At 72.9% G+C, this 19057-nt stretch carries 17 protein-coding genes and 1 pseudogene; 12 read left to right on the plus strand and 6 right to left on the minus strand.

Translation table 11 applies throughout. The annotated features are described in order from the left end of the window. Positions 1-204 precede the first annotated feature (204 nt). From hutH to AB0F15_RS26490, 6 genes are all read left to right on the plus strand, one after another. Positions 205-1731, plus strand: a complete 1527-nt coding sequence (gene hutH, locus AB0F15_RS26465) for a histidine ammonia-lyase (protein ID WP_360275518.1) — start codon at positions 205-207, stop codon at positions 1729-1731. Further along, a complete protein-coding gene (hutU, locus tag AB0F15_RS26470) occupies positions 1731-3383 on the plus strand; it encodes a urocanate hydratase (protein ID WP_360275520.1) in 1653 nt (550 codons plus the stop codon). The genes hutH and hutU overlap by 1 nt, the downstream gene beginning before the upstream one ends. Continuing rightward, positions 3380-4576, plus strand: coding sequence for an allantoate amidohydrolase (locus tag AB0F15_RS26475; RefSeq protein WP_360275523.1), 1197 nt, complete (start codon positions 3380-3382; stop codon positions 4574-4576). The genes hutU and AB0F15_RS26475 overlap by 4 nt, the downstream gene beginning before the upstream one ends. Before the next feature lie 101 nt (positions 4577-4677). Then, on the plus strand, positions 4678-5928 hold the full coding sequence (locus tag AB0F15_RS26480; protein WP_360275525.1) for a formimidoylglutamate deiminase: 1251 nt from the start codon (positions 4678-4680) through the stop codon (positions 5926-5928). After that, the gene (gene hutI, locus AB0F15_RS26485) at positions 5916-7061 is read left to right on the plus strand and encodes an imidazolonepropionase (RefSeq protein WP_360275528.1); all 1146 of its coding nucleotides are present in this window, start codon (positions 5916-5918) and stop codon (positions 7059-7061) included. Before AB0F15_RS26480 ends, hutI begins: the two co-directional genes overlap by 13 nt. A gap of 107 nt (positions 7062-7168) precedes the next feature. Further along, a complete protein-coding gene (locus tag AB0F15_RS26490) occupies positions 7169-8326 on the plus strand; it encodes an FAD-dependent monooxygenase (RefSeq protein WP_360275531.1) in 1158 nt (385 codons plus the stop codon). Here the strand turns inward: AB0F15_RS26490 and AB0F15_RS26495 are convergent. Further along, positions 8310-9173: a lipase gene (locus AB0F15_RS26495; protein WP_360275533.1), complete on the minus strand. Its 864-nt coding sequence runs from the start codon at positions 9171-9173 to the stop codon at positions 8310-8312. The genes AB0F15_RS26490 and AB0F15_RS26495 overlap by 17 nt on opposite strands. Before the next feature lie 81 nt (positions 9174-9254). After that, positions 9255-10673 (minus strand): acyltransferase, encoded by a 1419-nt coding sequence (locus AB0F15_RS26500; RefSeq protein ID WP_360275536.1) that lies wholly within the window; start codon positions 10671-10673, stop codon positions 9255-9257. A gap of 194 nt (positions 10674-10867) precedes the next feature. On the opposite strand from AB0F15_RS26500, the gene AB0F15_RS26505 reads away from it, so the two are divergent. Together AB0F15_RS26505 and AB0F15_RS26510 are read left to right on the plus strand one after the other, a co-directional pair. After that, positions 10868-11995: an inorganic phosphate transporter gene (locus AB0F15_RS26505; RefSeq protein WP_360275539.1), complete on the plus strand. Its 1128-nt coding sequence runs from the start codon at positions 10868-10870 to the stop codon at positions 11993-11995. Positions 11996-12003: 8 nt separating this feature from the next. Further along, the gene (locus AB0F15_RS26510) at positions 12004-12225 is read left to right on the plus strand and encodes a hypothetical protein (RefSeq protein ID WP_360275542.1); all 222 of its coding nucleotides are present in this window, start codon (positions 12004-12006) and stop codon (positions 12223-12225) included. Here the strand turns inward: AB0F15_RS26510 and AB0F15_RS26515 are convergent. Together AB0F15_RS26515 and AB0F15_RS26520 are read right to left on the minus strand one after the other, a co-directional pair. Then, the gene (locus tag AB0F15_RS26515; RefSeq protein ID WP_360275725.1) at positions 12207-12953 is read right to left on the minus strand and encodes a hypothetical protein; all 747 of its coding nucleotides are present in this window, start codon (positions 12951-12953) and stop codon (positions 12207-12209) included. The two genes, AB0F15_RS26510 and AB0F15_RS26515, sit on opposite strands and share 19 nt — an antisense overlap. Before the next feature lie 11 nt (positions 12954-12964). Continuing rightward, positions 12965-13174: a hypothetical protein gene (locus tag AB0F15_RS26520; protein WP_360275545.1), complete on the minus strand. Its 210-nt coding sequence runs from the start codon at positions 13172-13174 to the stop codon at positions 12965-12967. Between the two features lie 41 nt (positions 13175-13215). Here AB0F15_RS26520 and AB0F15_RS26525 point away from each other — a divergent pair, with 41 nt between their 5' ends. Together AB0F15_RS26525 and AB0F15_RS26530 are read left to right on the plus strand one after the other, a co-directional pair. Continuing rightward, positions 13216-13923, plus strand: coding sequence for a dienelactone hydrolase family protein (locus tag AB0F15_RS26525; protein ID WP_360275548.1), 708 nt, complete (start codon positions 13216-13218; stop codon positions 13921-13923). A gap of 286 nt (positions 13924-14209) precedes the next feature. Further along, a pseudogene (locus AB0F15_RS26530) lies at positions 14210-14407 on the plus strand (DNA-binding response regulator); the annotation flags it as partial. Positions 14408-14429: 22 nt separating this feature from the next. Here AB0F15_RS26530 and hrpB read toward each other — a convergent pair. Both hrpB and AB0F15_RS26540 read right to left on the minus strand, forming a co-directional pair. Then, on the minus strand, positions 14430-16823 hold the full coding sequence (gene hrpB / locus AB0F15_RS26535) for an ATP-dependent helicase HrpB (RefSeq protein WP_360275551.1): 2394 nt from the start codon (positions 16821-16823) through the stop codon (positions 14430-14432). After that, positions 16820-17650 carry a glutamate ABC transporter substrate-binding protein gene (locus AB0F15_RS26540; RefSeq protein WP_360275554.1) on the minus strand — a complete coding sequence of 277 codons (831 nt, stop codon included), beginning with the start codon at positions 17648-17650 and terminating at the stop codon, positions 16820-16822. Before AB0F15_RS26540 ends, hrpB begins: the two co-directional genes overlap by 4 nt. Before the next feature lie 87 nt (positions 17651-17737). On the opposite strand from AB0F15_RS26540, the gene AB0F15_RS26545 reads away from it, so the two are divergent. Beyond that, a complete protein-coding gene (locus AB0F15_RS26545) occupies positions 17738-18244 on the plus strand; it encodes a MauE/DoxX family redox-associated membrane protein (protein WP_360275728.1) in 507 nt (168 codons plus the stop codon). Between the two features lie 66 nt (positions 18245-18310). After that, a complete protein-coding gene (locus AB0F15_RS26550; RefSeq protein WP_360275731.1) occupies positions 18311-19057 on the plus strand; it encodes a thioredoxin domain-containing protein in 747 nt (248 codons plus the stop codon).

The raw sequence follows: 19057 nt of genomic DNA on the forward strand, positions 1-19057 counted from the left end.
CTCCCCTCCCGCACCCCCCCCGCCCCCCCTGGCGCCCCCCCGGCCCCCCGCTCCATCCCCCCCCCGCCCCCCCCCCGCCGCCCCGGCCCCCCCCATTGGGCCATTGGGGGCGCTCGGGGCCAGGGTAACCGGGTGTCTGGGATACCGGACAGAACCACTCGGTGGGGTGCCCCACCAGCGATTCCGAGGGGGTCCAATGGGTCCATGCCGGAAAAAGTGCTCCTGGGCTCCGAACCACTGACCGCCGCCCAGGTCGTCGACGTCGCCCGCGGCCACGCGCCCGTCGGGCTCACGGACGCGGCCGAAAAGACCCTCGCCGCGACCCGCCGGCACATCGAGGACCTCGCCCACGCCGTCATGCCGACCTACGGCGTCTCGACCGGCTTCGGCGCGCTCGCCACCCGGCACATCCCGGTCGAGAGCCGGACCGCGCTGCAGCGGAGCCTGATCCGCTCGCACGCCGCCGGTGCCGGGCCCGCCGTCGAGCCCGAGGTCGTCCGCGCGCTCATGCTGCTGCGGCTGCGGACCCTCGCCAGCGGCTACACCGGCGTCCGGCCGGGCACCGCGCAAGCGCTTGCGGCCCTGCTCAACGCCGATATCACGCCGATCGTGCACGAGTACGGCTCGCTCGGCTGCTCCGGCGACCTGGCGCCGCTGGCGGCCGTGGCGCTGGCGATGATGGGCGAGGGCGAAGTGCTTCACGCCGGTCAGCTGAAGCCCGCCGCGGAGGCGCTGAAGCAGGCCGGGATCGAGCCGGTCGTCCTCGCCGAGAAGGAGGGCCTCGCGCTCACCAACGGCACCGACGGCATGCTCGGCATGCTCCTGCTCGCGGCGGCCGACCTGCACCGGCTCTTCGACATCGCGGACCTCACCGCCGCGATGAGCGTCGAAGCCCTGCTCGGCACCGACCGCGCGTTCGCCGCCGACCTCCAGGCCCTGCGCCCGCACCCCGGCCAGGCGCTGAGCGCCGCCCGGATGTTCGAGGCGCTGCAGGGGTCGAAGATCGTCGAGAGCCACCGCGGCCCGGACTGCAACCGCGTCCAGGACGCCTACTCGCTGCGCTGCGCCCCGCAGGTCCACGGCGCCGCGCGCGACAGCCTCGCCCACGCCGAGCTGGTCGGCGCGCGCGAACTGATGTCCGCTGTGGACAATCCGGTCGTCCTCGCCGACGGCCGCGTCGAGTCCAACGGCAACTTCCACGGCGCGCCCGTCGCCTACGTGCTCGACTTCCTGGCCATCCCGGTCGCCGACGTCGCCAGCATCGCCGAGCGCCGCACCGACCGGATGCTCGACAAGGCGCGTTCGCACGGCCTGCCGCCGTTCCTCGCCGACGACCCCGGCGTCGACTCCGGCCACATGATCGCCCAGTACACGCAGGCCGCCATCGTCAGCGAGCTCAAGCGGCTCGCCGTGCCCGCGTCCGTCGACTCCATCCCGAGCAGCGCGATGCAGGAGGACCACGTCTCCATGGGCTGGTCGGCCGCGCGGAAGCTGCGCAAGGCCGTCGACGGCCTGACCACCGTCCTGGCCGTCGAGCTGCTGACGGCGGCCCGGGCGCTGGACTTCCGCGCGCCGCTCGAGCCGTCCCCTGTCACCGGCGCGGTCCGCGCCCTGCTCCGCACGAAGGTCGCGGGCCCCGGTCCCGACCGGCACCTGGCGCCCGAAATCGCGGCCGCCGAAGAACTCGTCCGCTCCGGCGCCGTCCTCGACGCCGCCCGTCTGGAGGTCTGATGTCCCGCGTCGTCCGTGCCGCCCGCGGCACCCAGCTCACCGCGAAGTCGTGGCAGACCGAAGCCGCGCTGCGGATGTTCCACAACAACCTGGACCCCGACGTCGCCGAGCGGCCCGAGGACCTGGTCGTCTACGGCGGCACCGGCAAGGCCGCCCGCAACTGGGCCAGCTTCGACGCGATCACCCGCGAACTGACCACTTTGGACATCGACGAGACGCTGCTGGTGCAGTCGGGCAAGCCGGTCGGCGTGTTCCGCACGCACGAGTGGGCGCCCCGCGTGCTCATCGCGAACTCGAACCTGGTCGGCGACTGGGCGACCTGGCCCGAGTTCCGCCGGCTCGAGCAGCAGGGCCTCACGATGTACGGCCAGATGACCGCGGGTTCGTGGATCTACATCGGCACCCAGGGCATCCTCCAGGGCACGTACGAGACGTTCGCCGCGGTCGCCAAGAAGAAGTTCGGCGGGACGCTGAAAGGCACCCTCACCGTCACCGCGGGCCTCGGCGGTATGGGTGGCGCGCAGCCCCTCGCGGTGACCATGAACGACGGCGTCGCGCTGGTCATCGAGTGCGACCCGCAGCGCGCGCACCGGCGCGTCGAAACCCGCTACCTCGACGAGGTGGCCGACGACCTCGACGACGCCATCGCCCGTGTGACCAAGGCCAAGCAGGAGAAGCGTGCCCTGTCGGTCGGGGTCGTCGGCAACGCCGCCGAGGTGCTGCCGGAGCTGCTGCGCCGCGGCGTCGAGGTCGACATCGTCACCGACCAGACGTCGGCGCACGACCCGCTTTCCTACCTGCCCAAGGGCGTCAGCGTCGACGACTGGCACGACTACGCGGCGAAGAAGCCCGACGAGTTCACCGACCGTTCGCGCGAGTCGATGGCCGACCACGTCGAGGCCATGCTCGGTTTCCTCGACAAGGGCGCCGAGGTCTTCGACTACGGCAACTCCCTGCGCGGCGAGGCCAAGCTCGGCGGCTGCGAGCGCGCGTTCGACTTCCCCGGCTTCGTGCCCGCCTACATCCGGCCGCTGTTCTGCGAGGGCAACGGCCCGTTCCGCTGGGCGGCGCTCTCGGGCGACCCCGCGGACATCGCCGCCACCGACCGCGCGATGCTCGAGCTGTTCCCGGAGAACGAATCCCTCGCCCGCTGGATCAAGCTGGCCGGCGAGCGCGTGGCGTTCCAGGGCCTGCCCGCCCGGATCTGCTGGCTCGGCTACGGCGAACGGCACCTGGCCGGCCTGCGGTTCAACGAGATGGTGGCCAGCGGCGAACTGAAGGCCCCGGTCGTCATCGGCCGCGACCACCTCGACTCCGGCAGCGTCGCTTCGCCGTACCGCGAGACCGAAGGCATGGCCGACGGCTCGGACGCGATCGCCGACTGGCCACTGCTCAACGCTCTGGTCAACACGTCCTCGGGCGCCAGCTGGGTGTCGATCCACCACGGCGGCGGCGTCGGCATGGGCCGGTCGATCCACGCGGGCCAGGTCAGCGTCGCCGACGGGACGCCGCTCGCCGCGCAGAAGCTGGAACGGGTGCTCACCAACGACCCGGGCATGGGCGTCATCCGGCACGTCGACGCCGGTTACGATCGCGCGGCCGACGTCGCCGGCGAGCGTGGCGTGCGGGTGCCGATGCGGGAGGACACGTGACCGCTTCTTCGCTGCTGGACGAGATCGCCGACGTCGGGCGCGACCCGAAGCGCGGCGGCTATTCGCGGCACGCCTTCGACGCACCCGAGCATGACCTGCGCGAGTGGTTCGTCGAGCGCGCGCTGAACCTCGGACTGGACGTCGAGACCGACCGCAACGGCAACATCTGGGCGTGGTGGGGGCCGCCGGGGCGCAACGCCGTCGTCACCGGCAGCCACCTCGACTCGGTTCCCGGCGGCGGCGCCTTCGACGGCCCGCTCGGGGTCGTGAGCGGGCTCGCCGCGGTCGAGGCCTTACAAGCCAACGGGTTCCAGCCGCGCCGGCCGCTCGCCGTCGTCGTGTTCGCCGAGGAGGAGGGTGGCCGGTTCGGCGTTCCCTGCCTGGGCTCGCGGCTGCTCACCGGCACCATCGACGCCGACAAGGCGCGCGGGCTGCGGGACGCCGACGGCGTGACGTTCGCCGAGGCGGCCAAGAAGGCGGGCGTCGACCCGGCGCGGATGGGCCGGGACACCGAGCGGCTCGATCGGATCGGGCAGTTCCTCGAACTGCACGTCGAGCAGGGGCGCGGGTTGATCGACCTCGGTGCGCCGGTGGCCGTGGGCAGCACGGTGATCGCGCACGGGCGGTGGCGGTTCTCCTTCGTGGGACAGGGGAACCACGCCGGAGCGACGCTGCTCGCCGACCGCGCGGATCCGATGCTGCCCGCCGCGGCGACGGTCACGGCCGTGCGGCGGCTGGCCGCGCAGGTGCCGGACGCGCGGGCGACCGTCGGCCGGCTCGTGCCGACGCCCGGCGGGACCAACGTCATCGCGTCCATTGTGGACCTGTGGCTGGACGCGCGGGTGCCCGGCCAAGGCACGCCGGGGCTGGTCGCCGAGATCAGCCGGGCGGCCTCGGACGCAGCGCGGGAGGAAGGCTGCCGGGTCGAGGTGACGCGCGAGTCCTACTCCGGCGATGTCGTCTTCGCCGACGCTCTCCGGCGTGACCTCGGTGGGTGGCTCGGCGGGCCGCCGGAGCTGCCGACCGGCGCCGGGCACGATGCGGCCATCCTGGCGGGGTTCGTCCCCGCCGGGATGCTCTACGTGCGCAACCCGACCGGGATCAGCCACTCGCCGGAGGAGTTCGCCGAGGCGGACGACGTCGAAGCCGGGGCCGCGGCGCTGGCCACCGTGCTGGAGCGGCTGGCGCGATGACCCTCGGCCCGCGGGGGCGCCCCCCGTTTCCAGCCTATCGCTCGGCACCGACAGTTTTCTGGTGCGAACAGGCCTGGCTGCCGGGCGGGATCGCGTCGGCGGTGCGGATCGACGTCGCCGGCGGCCGGATCACCGCGGTGACGGCGGGTGCGCCCCGCGGCGGCGTGGTGCTCCCCGGACTGACGCTGCCGGGCTTCGCGAACGCGCACTCGCACGCCTTCCACCGGGCCCTGCGGGGACGGACGCACCACGAGCGCGGCACCTTCTGGACGTGGCGCGAACGCATGTACACGCTGGCGTCCCGGCTCGATCCCGACACCTATTACCGGCTGGCCCGCGGGGTCTACGCCGAAATGGTGCTCGGCGGGTACACGAGCGTCGGGGAGTTCCACTACCTGCACCACGCGCCCGGCGGGAAGCCCTACGCCGATCCGAACGCGATGGGCGCGGCCCTCCGGCAGGCCGCGGCGGACGCCGGGATCCGGTTGACGCTGCTCGACGCGTGCTACCTGGCGGGCGGGATCGGTGTCAAACCCGACGAGGTCCAGCGGCGGTTCTCCGATGGCTCGGCTTCGGCGTGGGCTTCGCGGGTGGCCCTGCTGAAGGAAGACGAGCTGTTCCGGGTCGGCGGGGCGATCCACTCCGTGCGTGCGGTACCCGAGGACGACTTGTCCGAAGTGGACTCCGGAACGCCGGGGAACCGCCCGCTGCACATCCACCTGTCCGAGCAGCGCGCCGAGAACGAGCAGTGCGAAGCGGCCACCGGGTTCACCCCGACCGGGCTGCTGTGGGACAACGGCGTGCTCGAGGACCGGCTCACCGTCGTGCACGCGACCCACCTCACCGACCGGGACGTGCGGTGGCTCGGCGAGTTCCGGGTCGGGGCGTGCTTCTGCCCGACCACCGAACGCGACCTCGGCGACGGCATCGGCCCGGCCCGCGCCCTGCGGGACGCCGGGGTGCGGCTGAGCATCGGCAGTGACAGCAACGCCGTCGTCGACGCGTTCGAAGAGATCCGCGCGCTGGAACTGAACGACCGGCTGGCCAGCGAGGAACGTGGCCGGTTCAGCGCCGAAGAACTCCTCGAGGCGGGTACGCACCACGCGACGATCGGGTGGGGCGAGGTCGGCGCACTCGCCGTGGGAGCGGGGGCGGACTTCGTCACCGTGACCCTGGATTCGGTGCGGACGGCCGGGATCGAGCCGTCGGGGGTGCTGTTCGCGGCGTCCGGCTCGGACGTCCGGCACGTCGTCGTCGCCGGCCGCGAGGTCGTGCGGGACGGCGCGCACCTGCTCATCGACCGACCGGAAACCGTTCTGGCGAAGGAGATCGAGGCACTGTGGCGGTCCTGATCACGGGCATCGGCGAGCTCACCACCAACGACCCGGCGCTGGGACGGCTGACCGATGCCGCCCTGGTCGTCGACGGCGAAAAGGTCGCCTGGGTCGGGCCGGCCGCGCAGGCGCCGGACGCCGACGAGCACGTCGACGTCGAAGGCCGTGCGGTGCTGCCCGGCTGGGTCGACAGCCACACGCACCTCGTCTTCGCCGGGGACCGCACCGCCGAGTTCGAGGCGCGGATGGCCGGAAAGCCGTACACGGCAGGCGGGATCGCGACTACGGTCGGGGCCACGCGGGAGGCGTCCGACGAGCAGCTGGCGGCCAACCTGCGTCGCCACGTCGGCGAGGCGGCTCGTCAGGGCACGACGTGCCTGGAGACCAAGACGGGCTACGGGCTCACGGTGGCCGACGAAGCCCGGAGCGCCCGGATCGCGGGTGAAGTGGCCGACGAGGTCACGTTCCTCGGCGCGCACCTCGTGCCGCCCGGCGCCGACGCCGAGTCCTATGTGGACCTCGTCTGCGGTGAGATGCTCGACGCGGTGGCGGAAAGCGTGCGCTGGGCGGACGTGTTCTGCGAGACGGGCGCGTTCGACGAGGCCCAGTCCGCGCGGGTGCTGAAGGCCGCCGCCGGGCGCGGGCTCGGCCTGCGGGTGCACGGCAACCAGCTCGGCGAAGGCCCCGGTGTCCGGCTGGCGGTCGAGCTGGGCGCGGCGAGCGTCGACCACTGCACTCATCTCGCGGACGCGGACGTCGAAGCGCTGGCGGCTGCCGAGACGGTCGCGACTTTGCTGCCCGCCTGCGACCTGTCGACCCGCCAGCCGCTGGCCCCGGCTCGGCGGCTGCTCGACGCGGGGGCGACCGTGGCGCTGGCCAGCAACGCGAACCCGGGCAGCTCGTACACGACGTCGATGGCGTTCTGCGTCGCGACGGCGGTGCTGCAGATGCGCATGACGATCGAGGAGGCGGTCTGGGCCGCCACGGCCGGTGGCGCGAAGGCGCTGCGCCGCGAGGACGTGGGGGTGCTGCGCCCGGGAGCCCGGGCGGACGTCCACGTCCTCGACGCGCCTTCGGTGACGCACCTGGCTTACCGGCCCGGCGTGCCGCTGACGAACATGGTGTGGCGCGCCGGGGAGCGCGTGCGCTAACGTCGAAAGCGAGGACGCGCGAAGACACAGTCCGGTATGGGTTAGTCCGGGCGGCTTACGCAGGCTTACCTGTGCGTCCCTTCCTCATCCGTGACGAAGGGACAGCTGTGTCCGTGATCATCATCGGTGCCGGTCTGGGTGGCCTGAGCCTCGCGCACGGTCTGCGCCGCGCCGGAATCCCTTGCCGGGTCTACGAACGCGACGAGTCGGCGGGCGCGCGCAAGCAGGGGTACCGGCTGCACATCAGCGGTGTCGGCGACGCGGCGTTGCGCGAGGTGCTGCCGCCGGAGCTGCACGAACTCTTCCGCGCCACCGCCGGCCGCGCGTTGCCGCACACGAACGTCTACGACCACCGGTTGCGGCTGCTCACGCGCCTGGAGGACGAGGGAACGCACCTCAACATCAACCGCTTCACCCTGCGGCAGATCCTGCTGCACGGCCAGGAAGTCTCCTACGGCAAGCGGTTCACCCATTACGAAACCGGTGCGGACGGCGTGACCGCGCACTTCGCCGACGGGACGACCGCGCGGGGCGACCTGCTCGTCGGCGCCGACGGCATCAACTCCGGCGTGCGGCAGCAGTACCTCCCGCACGCCCCGGTCGTCGACGCCGGCCTGGTGCACCTCTACGGCCGGATCCCGCTGACGCCGGAAACCCGCGCGCTGTTCGAGCCGGAGATGTTCGCGGTGTTCTCCATGATGCTCGGGCCGGACCGGACGATGGCCGGGTTCGCGCCGGTCGACTACCCCGAGCCGGTGGCCGCCGCGTGCGCGCGGCTGGTGCCCGACCTGCGGTTGCGCGACGACCAGCCGTACATGACCTGCTCGGTGGGTGCGCGCTGGGAGATCGTCGTCCACTCCGAAGCCGAGCTCGCCGCGATGGCGCCGGAGGACCTGCAGAAGGTGGCGCTCCGCCTGGTCGACGGCTGGCACCCCCTGGCCCGCGCGATGGTCGAGCACTGGGACGTCCCGGCGACGTTCCCGCAACCCATCCGGACGAGCATCCCGATCGGGCCGTGGGAACCGTCGCGCGTGACGTTCGTCGGCGACGCGATCCACGCGATGAGCCCGGCCGCCGGCGCGGGCGCCAACACCGCGTTGCGCGACGGTGCGGCGTTGGCGTCCGCGCTGGCCGGGGCTCCGCCGCTCGAGGCGGTGGCGGCGTACGAGACCGCGATGGTGGACTACGGGTTTGCCGCGGTGCGGGAGTCCGCCGAAAACGGGCGCCGGTACCTCGGGCAGAACCCGCTCACAACGGCAGGGTGAAGGGGGTGCACGCCGGCGCGTAGCCCGCGTCGAGCGCGTGCAGGATCAGGCCGGTGACGTTCGGGTCGATCGCCTGGCTCAGGTGCCCGGACGCGTCTCCCGCGCAGAAGTCCTGCAGGACGACGTCCGTGGTGCCGGGTTCACCGAGGATTCCGCTGGTGTAGGGCGTGACGACCTCGTCGTAGCGGCTCACGATGCTCGTGTAGGTGGGGCCGGGGACGTGGACGCCGCCGCGGGCGAGGTCGTCCAGGAAGGCCGACGGCGCGAGGTACTCGGTGCACGCGCCGCACGCCGTGCGCAGGACCGCGCCGAGCCCGGGCACGGACGTGAGCAGGGCCTTGGCGAGCGCGTCGAGGCCGCCGAGCGTCGTCCCGCGGTAGTTGGCGCCGAAGCCGACGAAGTGGGCGACCTTGGCGGCCCCGCCGTACTTCAGGTAGTACGCGGGCATCGTGCTGCCTTCGGAGTGCCCGACGATGTCGACCTTCGCCGCTCCGGTCGTGGACCGGACCCGGTCGACGAACCGGCCGAGCTGCGCGGCGCTGTCGCGCATGGACGCGAGCCCGCCGACGCCGGGGCCGAGGATGCCGGTGCCGTACGTCAGCGAGAAGACGCAGTAGCCATGGGCGGCGATCTTCGGCGCGTGGAAGAACCAGTTGACGGTGTCGTTCGCGCCGAGACCGTGCACGAGCACGACGGGCTCCGCGTGCGCGGCCGACGGACGGCAGCCCCAGTCGTTCCAGCCGCTGCTCGGTGCCGCTTCGGCGATCGACGGCGCGACCGCGCCGAAGGTGAGCGCCGCGGCGAGCACGGCCAGGATTCGCTTGGCACCGCCGTTGGTGACCCGCATTCCGTTGCCTCCAGTTACCCGTCAGTACGTGACTCGGATCATGATCGGTCACAGACCACTGGAGGCGACCTGGGGAAACGCTCAGAGTTGCCCGGCGTGCGTTGTGACGGGTGACAACGACGGCCTGCGGGCCGCGGTGACGATCCCGGCCAGCGCGACCAGCCCGCAGAGCCAGGTGAACCAGTCGCCGAAGCGGGCGTAGGGGGTCTTCCCCGGACCGAGCGGGACGTCGGCGACGACCACCGAGAACGGGTGGTCACCGGTGCGGGTTTCGGCCAGCACGTGTCCCTGGGCGTCGGCCAGCATCGGCGTGCCGCGCGCGGCGCTCCACGCCACCGAGAAGCCGTTCTCGACGCCGCGGATCAGCGCGGTGCGGCTGTGGGCCCAGCCGTCGACGTCTTCGTCGGACGCCGGGATGAGGACCAGACCGGTGCCTGCCTTGCCGTACTCGCCGCTGGGGTCGGCGAAGTTGACGTCCATGCACACCATGAGCCCGATCCCGGCGAGGTGTGCGAGCTGGGTGCCGGAGGCGAGGTTCGGCGCATCCCCGTTGTGCCACTTGCGGTACTCCACCGGCGGGCCGGACGGCGGAATCGCCAGCGCGGCGTTGAACCGGCCGTCCGGGGTCGTGTCGATGACGCCGGTGACGACGTCGAGGTTCCGCTTGCGGGCCACGTCCGCGAAGGCCTCGACCAGCCGCGGACGGCTGACCTGGTCCACCGCGAAGGTGCCTTCGGGGAGCACGGCCACCTGGACGCCGTCCGGCAGCCGGCCGATTTCGTCCACATAGGACTGGAGGCGGGTGCGGCCCTCGACCGTGGCGACGTCCAGCCCCCAGCGGCTCTGTCCCATGGCGAGCAGGGCGATCCGCGTCGGCGGCCCGGTGAGCGGCGGCGTGGTCCAGAAGGCGAGCCCGGCCAGCGCCGCGGCGGTGACGACCAGGCCGGCGAGCCGGGTCCGGCCGCGGACGCCCGGCGCGAGCGCGGCGGCCACGGCGGCCGGGACGAACAGCACCAGGAACTCCACGCCCCAGCCGCCCGTCACCGTGGCGAGCCGCAGCACGGACGGCCGGTCGGCCTGGGTCGTCATCAGGGTGCCCACCACGCCGGTCGGGTTGAGCAGCGAAACGACGTAGAGCACGGCGGTCCACAACGCCGGTGCGGCGAGTGCCGCCAGGAGGCCGTGCCCGCGCCGGACCAGCAGCCGGAAGAGCCCGGCCGACACCGCGAACAGCAGCGCGCTGCCGCCGAGGATCCCGATCGCCGCGGGGCGGGGGACCGAAAGCGAATGCCAGAAGTAACTCCAGCTGCCGGTGCTCCCCACGAGGTAGGCGGCGAAGGCGCAGGCCATCGCCGCGGCGCCGGCGACGCGCGGCGCGAGCAGCAGGATCGGCAGCGGTGCCACCCAGGCCAGTTCGGGGACCGGGGCCAAGCCCGTGCCGAAGAAGAACAACACCGCCGACAAGCTCGTCGCGCCGAGCGCCCACCCCAGCTTGGTCATCGTGGCCCCTTTCGCCCGGTTCCGATCGTTCCGGGCGACGCGGGCGGACACACTGGGCTGAACCACCCGGTGCGGGTGGGGTTTACCCCACCCCGGTTCATGCAGAGTTCGGTAAGCCGTCACCCGGCAGGGATCGGAGCGGTCCCTGCCGATCAGTAGCGTTGGCAACGAACAGCAACGAAAGTGGGCCGCCCATGGACTTCTCGCTGATCGTGCTGGTGGTGATCGTCGCCGCGCTGGCCTTCGACTTCACCAACGGCTTCCACGACACCGCCAACGCGATGGCCACCTCCATCGCCACCGGGGCGCTCAAGCCGAAGGTCGCGGTCGCCGTTTCGGCCGTGCTGAACCTCGTCGGCGCGTTCCTCTCGGTCGAGGTCGCGAAGACGATCTCCGGCGGGATCGTCGACGACACCAAGGTGACACCGGTGATCATCTTCGCCGGGCTCGTCGGTGCCATCGTCTGGAACCTGGTGACCTGGCTGATCGGGCTGCCCTCGAGCTCCTCGCACGCCCTGTTCGGCGGGTTGATCGGTGCCACCTGGATCGCCTCCGGCTCGGACGCCGTCCACTTCGGGAAGGTCGTCGAGAAGGTCCTCATCCCGGCGCTCGCCTCGCCGATCGTCGCCGGGGTCGTCGCGACGCTCGGCACCTTCCTCGTCTACCGGATCACCGCCCGGGCGAAGCAGGACACGGTGGGCCGGACGTTCAAGGCCGGTCAGATCGCCTCCGCTTCGCTGGTGTCGCTCGCGCACGGCACGAACGACGCGCAGAAGACGATGGGCGTCATCACGCTGACGCTGATCGCGTCCGGCTCGCTCGCGCCGAACTCGGGGCCGCCGATCTGGGTGATCCTGACCGCGGGCACCGCGATCGCGCTCGGCACCTACCTCGGCGGCTGGCGGATCATCCAGACCATGGGCAAGAAGCTCACGGAGATCCAGACGCCGCAGGGCTTCGCGGCGGAGACGAGCGCCGCGGCGGTCATCCTCACCTCGGCGCACCTCGGGTTCGCGCTGTCGACCACGCACGTCTGCTCGGGCGGCATCATCGGTTCCGGGCTCGGCCGCAAGCTCGCCGAAGTCCGCTGGGGCGTCGCGGGCAAGATGGTCCTCGCCTGGGCGTTGACGCTCCCCGCCGCCGCGATCGTCGGTGCGCTCGCCGCCGAGGTCTCGACGCTCGGGACCTGGGGCACGGTGCTGGTGGGCCTGGCCGGGGTCGTCGTCGCGCTGGGCATCTACCTCGCGTCGAAGCGGAACCCGGTCAACGCCGGCTCCATCCACGAGTCCGGACCCGGCGTTCCGCAGCCGGCCAACGCCTGAGGAGCGCCGTGCACATCAACTGGGGTTCCCTCGGTCTCGTCCTGGTCGTCGCGCTCGCTTCGGTCGTCGTGCTGACGAGCCTCTTCTCCTTCGGGGTGGTCGGGCTCTCGCAGCGCGACTCGGCCCGGGAGACGGGCGGTTCGGGCACCGGCCCGCTGGCCGGCGCGGTCGTCTGCTTCGCCGCCTGCGCGGCGATCGTCGGCTACGGGATCTACCTGATCGTCGCCTGAACGCGTTCCCGGAACCCCGTGGGCAGCCCGCCGAGCATCGGTTTCAGCGTGGCGCGCCGCGCGTCGCCCACGTGGTGCAGCAGGTCGAGCGCCGGCGTCCAGAGGTCCTCGTCGGCACTCGCCGCGGTGAGCAGGCTGCCGAGCCGGTGGGCCGGGAGCAGGCCGACGACGTGGTCGATGCGGTACTTGTCGTCCAGGACGAACGCGATCCGCAGCAGGCCGGGGTCGTCGATCTCCGCCAGTGCCCGCCGCACCGTGGGGTCGGGCAGGTGCCCGACGAACCGGCCGAGGGTGATCCAGTTCTCCTTGCGCGCCAGTTCGGCGGCGACCGCGAGCACGGTGTCCAACGGGATGCGGCTGATGATCGCGCTCGCGCGCCGCGGGTCGAGTTCCGCCGCCACCTCGGCCAGGAACCGGGGGCTGAGCCGCTTGGCGACGTCGACGCCGCGCCCGACGTCGACCAGCCCGGCGATCCGGGCGCACAGCAGCGGGCCGAACACCTTCTCGGCGATCTTGGCGAGCACCCCGACGGGCACGACCCTGGCCGCCAGTGCCATCCGCTGCAGCGCGGCCGCGTTGGCGTCGAACAGCGTGTCGGTGACCTGCTCGCGGAACGCCCGCAGGTCGTCGGCGTCGACACGCACGAGGTACTCGAGCCGTCCGGGCTCGACGTCGAGGACGCGGGCCAGCTTCAGGATCTCCGCGCGCGCCGCGTAGCCGTCGCTCACCGGGTCCTCGCTCACAGGCCGACCGCCTTCCGGACCGCGCCGCGCAGCAGCGCGGGAACGTACCGGAGGCCTTCTTCGCCCGCCTCGGCGAGCGCTTTCGCCTGCCGTCTGCGCGCGTCACGCAGCGCGGCGGCGAGGTCCTGCCGCTCGTGCTCGTCGAGGGCCTCGATGCCTTCGGGGAGGTAGCCGCCCAGCTGGTCGGCGAGTGTGCGCTCGGCCATGGTGGATCATCATGCAGCACCTCGGGCGCTACCGTGCGGATATGCGCATCGAGACGTCCACCGTCCGTGTCGGCGAACTCTCCGCCTACCTGGCCCGGCCGGACGGCGGGTCGGCGTCCGGGCTGCTCCTCCTGCCGATGATCACCGGGATCGGGGAGCAGGTGCGGGCGTGGGCGGGCGAGCTCGCCGGCCGCGGGTTCACGGCGCTGGTCTGGGACGTCTTCCACGGCGCCAGCACCGACAACACCTCCCGAGAAGACCTCGGCGCGAAGCTCGGCGACCTGCGCGACGAAGCCGCGCTCGCGGAGCAGACGACGTTGCTCGACCACCTGCTCGGCGACCTCGGCTGCCGGTCGGCGGGGGTGCTGGGCTGGTGCCTCGGCGGCCGGTTCGCGCTCCTGCTCGCCGCCCGGGACCAGCGGCTTTCGGGCGTGGTGGCCTACCACCCGACGGTCCGCGACCCGGCGCCGCCGAACCACGACCTCGACGCTGTCGCTTTGTCGACAGCGATCACCGCGCCGGTGCTGGTCGCCTACCCGGAAGCCGACGTCGTCGTCTCGCCCGAGACCTTCGCCCGGCTCCAGACGGCGTTGCAGTCGCGGCCGCGAGGCGCGACGTTCACCCAGCACTTCCCCGGTGCCGAGCACGGCTTCAGCGACTCCTCGCGGCACGGCACCGAGGTCAACGCCGAGGCGTTCGCGCTGTCCTGGCCGCAGACGCTGGCGTTCGTGGACGCCCTGAAGGGTTGACGCTGAAGGGTTGACTTTCGGCAGTGGTCGGCCGCCGGGCGGCCTTGTAGCTTCGAACCCGTGCGAGAGGTGACGAAGCGCCGGCTCGGTGGCGACGGCCCGCCGGTTCCCCGGCGTCTCGCTCGGCATTGCGCTGGCCGGGAGGCTGGCCGTGCCGTTCCCCTACGGCGACCGCGTGGCGGCGTGGGCGGTCTTCGTGCGGGTCGCGACGAGCTACCAGGCCGGGCTGCGGATGCCGCGCGCCCGCCCCGGGATCCTGCTCGGGGTGGCCTTCGCGATCCTGAGCCTCGGCGCGGGCGGGTTCCTGCTGAAGTCGGGCGACCCGCGCGAACTGCTGGCCGGTATCCACGCCGTCGCCGGCGGGGCCGCGTTCCTCTCGCCGAAGGTGGCGCAGCGGGTGATCGCCCGGCTTTCCGGCGGGCAGCTGGCGCGCGCCGCCGCGGCCCGGGAGCGGATCGCCGAGTCGACCCCGCGGGAGCGTGATCATGCGTCCTTTCGGCAATGTCTCAGTAGCCGGTGCGGCGGCGGGTGTGCCGGGTCGGGACGGCGCCGGCCGGGTCCTCCGGCCAGGAGTGCTTCGGGTAGCGGCCGCGCAGGTCGGCGCGCACGGCCGGGTAGCCGCTGGTCCAGAACCCCGCGAGGTCGGCGGTGATCGCCGCGGGGCGGCCGGCCGGGGAGAGCAGGTGCAGCACCACCGGGACCCCGGCGAGCACGGGCGTCCCGGTCCAGCCGAAGGTCTCCTGGAGCTTCACGGCCAGGACCGGCTGGTCGCCGGTGTAGTCGACGCGCAGACGTGAACCCGACGGCACTTCGAGGCGGTCCGGGGCCAGGTCGTCGAGCTTCGCGGCTTCGGGCCAGGGGAGGAGGGCCTTCAGGGCGGTGCCCGCGTCGACGTTCGCGAGGTCCGCCTTCCGGCGGGCGGTGCCGAGGTTCAGCCACGAGTCCACATCGGACAGCAGGGTGGCGTCGTCCACCGCGGGCCACGGTTCGCCGAGCACGCGGTGCAGGAAGGCGATCCGCTCGCGGAGGCGGGTCGCGTCCTGGCTCCACTTCAGCAGGCCGAGTCCTTCGGACTTCAGGCCGGCGATCAGGGCACCGCGGACGTCGGCGTTCTTCAGCGGCTTTTGGGACAGGACGATGGCGCCGAGCCTGCGGACCCGCCGGGCGACGACGTCACCGTCCCAGGCGATTTCGTCCACTTCGGACACTTCGCCGGCGCGGACGGCGAGGGCTTCGTCGGCGGCCGCGGCGAGGCGGATGGTGCCGTGGACGCGGCCGGGATCGCGGGTGGCTTCGGCGATGGCCAGCCATTCGGAGTCGAGGCCGCTGCCGGGCGGGAGTTCGGCGGCGGTGCCGCCGGCCATGAGGTAGACGGGCGCCCCGCCGGGACGCCGCTTGGCGAGCCGTTCGGGGTGGGCGAGGGCGACGACCAGCGCGGGATCCGGCTTTCCTGCCCCGGTGACCAACTTGGCGAGCCGCTGGACCTCCCGCTTCCAGCGCCGCGCCGGTTCGTCGGTGGCCGAGCGCAGGCGGCGCAGCTCCGCGTCGATGTCCGTCAGCGTCGCGCCCGCGTCCAGGAGCGCCACCACTTCCGCCGCGTTCCGGGCGCCGACCGCCGAAGAACCGTCCAGCAGCGCGCGAGCCAGCCGCGGGTGCAACCCCAGCTCGGCCATCCGCCGTCCGCGCGGGGTCACCGTGCCCGCGGCGTCCGTCGCGCCGAGCGTCACCAGCAGCGCCCGGCCCGCCGCCAGTGCGCCCTCGCCGGGCGGGTCCCACCAGGTCAGCCCGCTGCCGTCGGGCGTCGACCAGCACGCCAGCTCCAACGCCAGCCGGGCCAGCTCGGCCGTGCGGATCTCCGGTTCGGGGTACGCCGGCAGCGTCGCCTGCTCGTGCTCGGCCCAGCAGCGGTACGCCCGCCCCGGCGCCTCGCGGCCCGCGCGGCCGGAACGCTGGGTCGCCACCGCCGCCGACACCCGGACCGTCGCCAGGCCCGGCAGCCCGCGCCGGTGGTCGACCCGCGGCACGCGCGCCAGCCCCGAGTCCACGACCGCGCGCACGCCCGGCACCGTCAGGCTCGACTCCGCCACCGCCGTGGCCAGCACGACCCGGCGCCGGCCGCGCGGCCGCAGCGCGTCGTCCTGGTGCGCCGCCGACAAGCGCCCGTGCAGGGGCAAAACGTCCACAGTGTCCAATTCGGACAGTTTCAGCAGCCCCGACGTCCGCGCGATTTCGCCCGCGCCGGGCAGGAAAGCCAGGACGTCGCCGTCCCCCTCGGCCAGCGCCGTGCGCACCGCCCTGGCCACCGCGGCCTCGGGCCGTTCACCACGAGCAGGCGGGACGTACGAGAAGGTCACCGGGTAAGTGCGCGCCGAAGCCGTCACCACCGGGGCGTCGCCGAGGAGGGCCGCGAGCCGGCCCGCCGCGACGGTCGCCGACGTCGCCAGCAGGCGCAGGTCTTCGCGCAGCCCGGCGCGGACGTCCAGGAGCAGGGCGAGCAGCAGGTCCGCGTCCAGGTGCCGTTCGTGGCACTCGTCGAGCAGCACCGTCGAGACGCCGGGCAGCTCCGGGTCACCCTGCACGCGCCGCACCAGCAGGCCCGACGTCACGACCTCGATCCGGGTCCGCGCGGACACCTTCCGGTCGCCGCGCACGGCGTACCCGACGGTCTCGCCGACCGGCTCCCCGAGGATCGCCGCCATCCGCGCCGCCGCGGCCCGCGCCGCGAGCCGGCGCGGCTCGGCGACCACGACCCGGCCCGTGCCGTCCGAAGCCAGCGCCAGCGGGACCAGCGTCGTCTTGCCCGTGCCGGGTGGCGCCACCAGCACCGCGGTGCCGTGCGCCTCGAGCGCGGCGAGGACATCGGGCAGGACGGACCGGACCGGCAGGTCGGGGAGCTTCACTTCTGGGTGACCTCGGGGGGCGGGGGCAGCTGGTAACCGGACGGGCCGATGTTCGCGTTGAGCGAGCGCAGCCAGTCACCGGAGGAAACCATCTTCCGGATCGCGTCGTCGACCGCGGCCACGCCCTGGGTGTCGCCCTTGCGCAGCCCGACGCCGTAGTTCTCCGTCGAGAACGGCTTTCCGACGATCTTCAGCAGCTCCGGGTCGCGCGTGACGTACCCGGCCAGGATCACCGCGTCCGTGGTGACGGCGTCGATCTGCCCGGCGAGCAGCGCGGTCACGCAGTCGGAGTACCGCGGGTACTCGACCAGCTGGACGGCCTGGGCGAACTTGTCCTTCACCTGCTGCGCCGGCGTCGAGCCGCTGACCGAGCACAGCCGCCGCCCGTTGAGCGCCTCCGGCCCGGCGATGTCGGCCGACGTGCGCCGCACCAGCAGGTCCTGGCCGGTGGTGAAGTACGGGCCGGCGAAGGACACCAGCTGCTTGCGCTTGTCGGTGATCGAGTAGGTCGCCACCACCAGGTCGACCGCGCCGGAGGTGAGGTCCGTTTCGCGGGTCGCCGACGTCGTCTCGCGCCACGTGATGTCCTTCGCGGCGACGCCGAGCTCACTCGCGACGAAAGTGGCGACATCGACGTCGAATCCGACGAAGCGGCCGTCCACGGTGTGCTCCGAAAGTCCCGGTGCGTCGAACCGGATGCCGATGGTCAGGTGATCCGTGGCACTCGCCCGGGTGACGAGGGAGTCGGTGGGCGAGACGGCGCGCGGACCGCACGCCGACACCGTGACCAGGAGCAACGCCGAACCGAGGAGCGTGCGCCACCGCATCCAGCCGCTCCCTCCGCCGCTGTCCTGCCTCACGAAGTTCTCAGGTCCTCCCGTTAGCCTAAGCGCGTGGTGCGACCGTCCCAACCCGTGCTGGACACCGTCGGCACGCTCGCCCGGTTCGGGCTGGCGGCCGTCTGGCTCGTTTCCGGTGCGCTGAAGCTGGCGGATCCCGGCCAGACGTTGATCGCCGTGCAGGCGTACGACGTGCTGCCGGACGCCCTTGAAAACGTGGTGGCCCTCGCGCTGCCGCTCGTCGAACTCGTGCTCGGGCTGTTCCTGCTCGCGGGACTGGCCACCCGGTGGGCCGCCGCGGCCGCGCTGGGACTGCTGCTCGTGCTCATCGCCGGAATCGCCCAATCGTGGGCGCGCGGCCTGAGCATCGACTGCGGGTGCTTCGGGGGCGGGGGCCAGGTGGCGGCGGGGCGGACGGAGTACCCGCAGGAGATCCTCCGCGACACGGGATTCGCGCTGCTCGCCGCCTGGCTGCTGGCGCGTCCGCGCACCTGGCTGTCGCTCGACGGCTGGCTGCGGCGAGGTCGCGGGAACTCCACCGGGCCCGGGCACGACTACTCGGGTATCGCGGAAGGGAATTGATACACAGTGGGTGGAGCTGAGCGGACCGCTCGGAAGCGTCGTCAGGCCGCGCAGGCCGGTCCGAAGGTGGTCGCGCAGGCCAGGGGGGCGTCCGGCGACCGGCGGAAGTGGATCATCGGGATCGGGGCCGTGGTCGTCGTGGCCGCGCTCGTGATCGGCGGCGTGCTCTGGACGATCTCGGACCGGAACAAGACCGAGGGCAAGGTCATCAGCGCCGGCGAGACGACGAGCGCGCCGGCAGCGGGTGTCACGCAGAAGCGCGACGGCGTGGTCGTCACCGTGGGCAAGGCCGGCGCCAAGGCGTCGATCGACGTCTACGCCGACTTCCTCTGCCCGATCTGCGGCGAGTTCGAAAAGCAGTACAAGGGCCAGATCGAGCAGGCGGTCGACGACGGCAAGCTGCAGGTGCGCTACCACATGGTGCCGCTGCTCAACGACCGCTCCAGCCCGCCCGGCTACTCGCTGGACTCGGCGAACGCGGCGCTCGCCGCGGCCGACGCCGGCAAGTTCGTCCAGTACCACGACGCGCTGTTCGCCAACCAGCCCGAGGAGGGCAAGCGCGGCTACGACAAGGCGCAGCTGATCGAGCTCGGCAAGAACGTCGGGATCACCGACCCCGCGTTCGCCCAGACCGTCAACGCCGGCACGTACGACCAGCAGATCAACGCCGCGTTCCAGCAGATCGGGAACGACCCGAAGCTGGTGCAGGACTTCGGCGGCGGCCAGCGCGGGTTCGGCACCCCGACGGTCACCGCGAACGGCACGATCGTCTCCTGGCAGGACCAGGACTGGCTCAAGAAGGTCCTCGGCTGA

Source organism: Amycolatopsis sp. NPDC026612 (assembly GCF_040638285.1).
In the GTDB taxonomy this organism is placed as follows: Bacteria; Actinomycetota; Actinomycetes; order Mycobacteriales; family Pseudonocardiaceae; genus Amycolatopsis.

Bases quoted from the DNA above. Each gene is read 5' to 3' on its own strand.
- hutH (WP_360275518.1), top strand. From the start codon at position 205: ATGCCGGAAAAAGTGCTCCTGGGCTCCGAACCACTGACCGCCGCCCAG.
- hutU (WP_360275520.1), top strand. From the start codon at position 1,731: ATGTCCCGCGTCGTCCGTGCCGCCCGCGGCACCCAGCTCACCGCGAAG.
- AB0F15_RS26495 (WP_360275533.1), bottom strand. From the start codon at position 9,173: ATGCGGGTCACCAACGGCGGTGCCAAGCGAATCCTGGCCGTGCTCGCC.
- AB0F15_RS26500 (WP_360275536.1), bottom strand. From the start codon at position 10,673: ATGACCAAGCTGGGGTGGGCGCTCGGCGCGACGAGCTTGTCGGCGGTG.
- AB0F15_RS26505 (WP_360275539.1), top strand. From the start codon at position 10,868: ATGGACTTCTCGCTGATCGTGCTGGTGGTGATCGTCGCCGCGCTGGCC.
- AB0F15_RS26520 (WP_360275545.1), bottom strand. From the start codon at position 13,174: ATGGCCGAGCGCACACTCGCCGACCAGCTGGGCGGCTACCTCCCCGAA.
- AB0F15_RS26525 (WP_360275548.1), top strand. From the start codon at position 13,216: ATGCGCATCGAGACGTCCACCGTCCGTGTCGGCGAACTCTCCGCCTAC.
- AB0F15_RS26540 (WP_360275554.1), bottom strand. From the start codon at position 17,650: ATGCGGTGGCGCACGCTCCTCGGTTCGGCGTTGCTCCTGGTCACGGTG.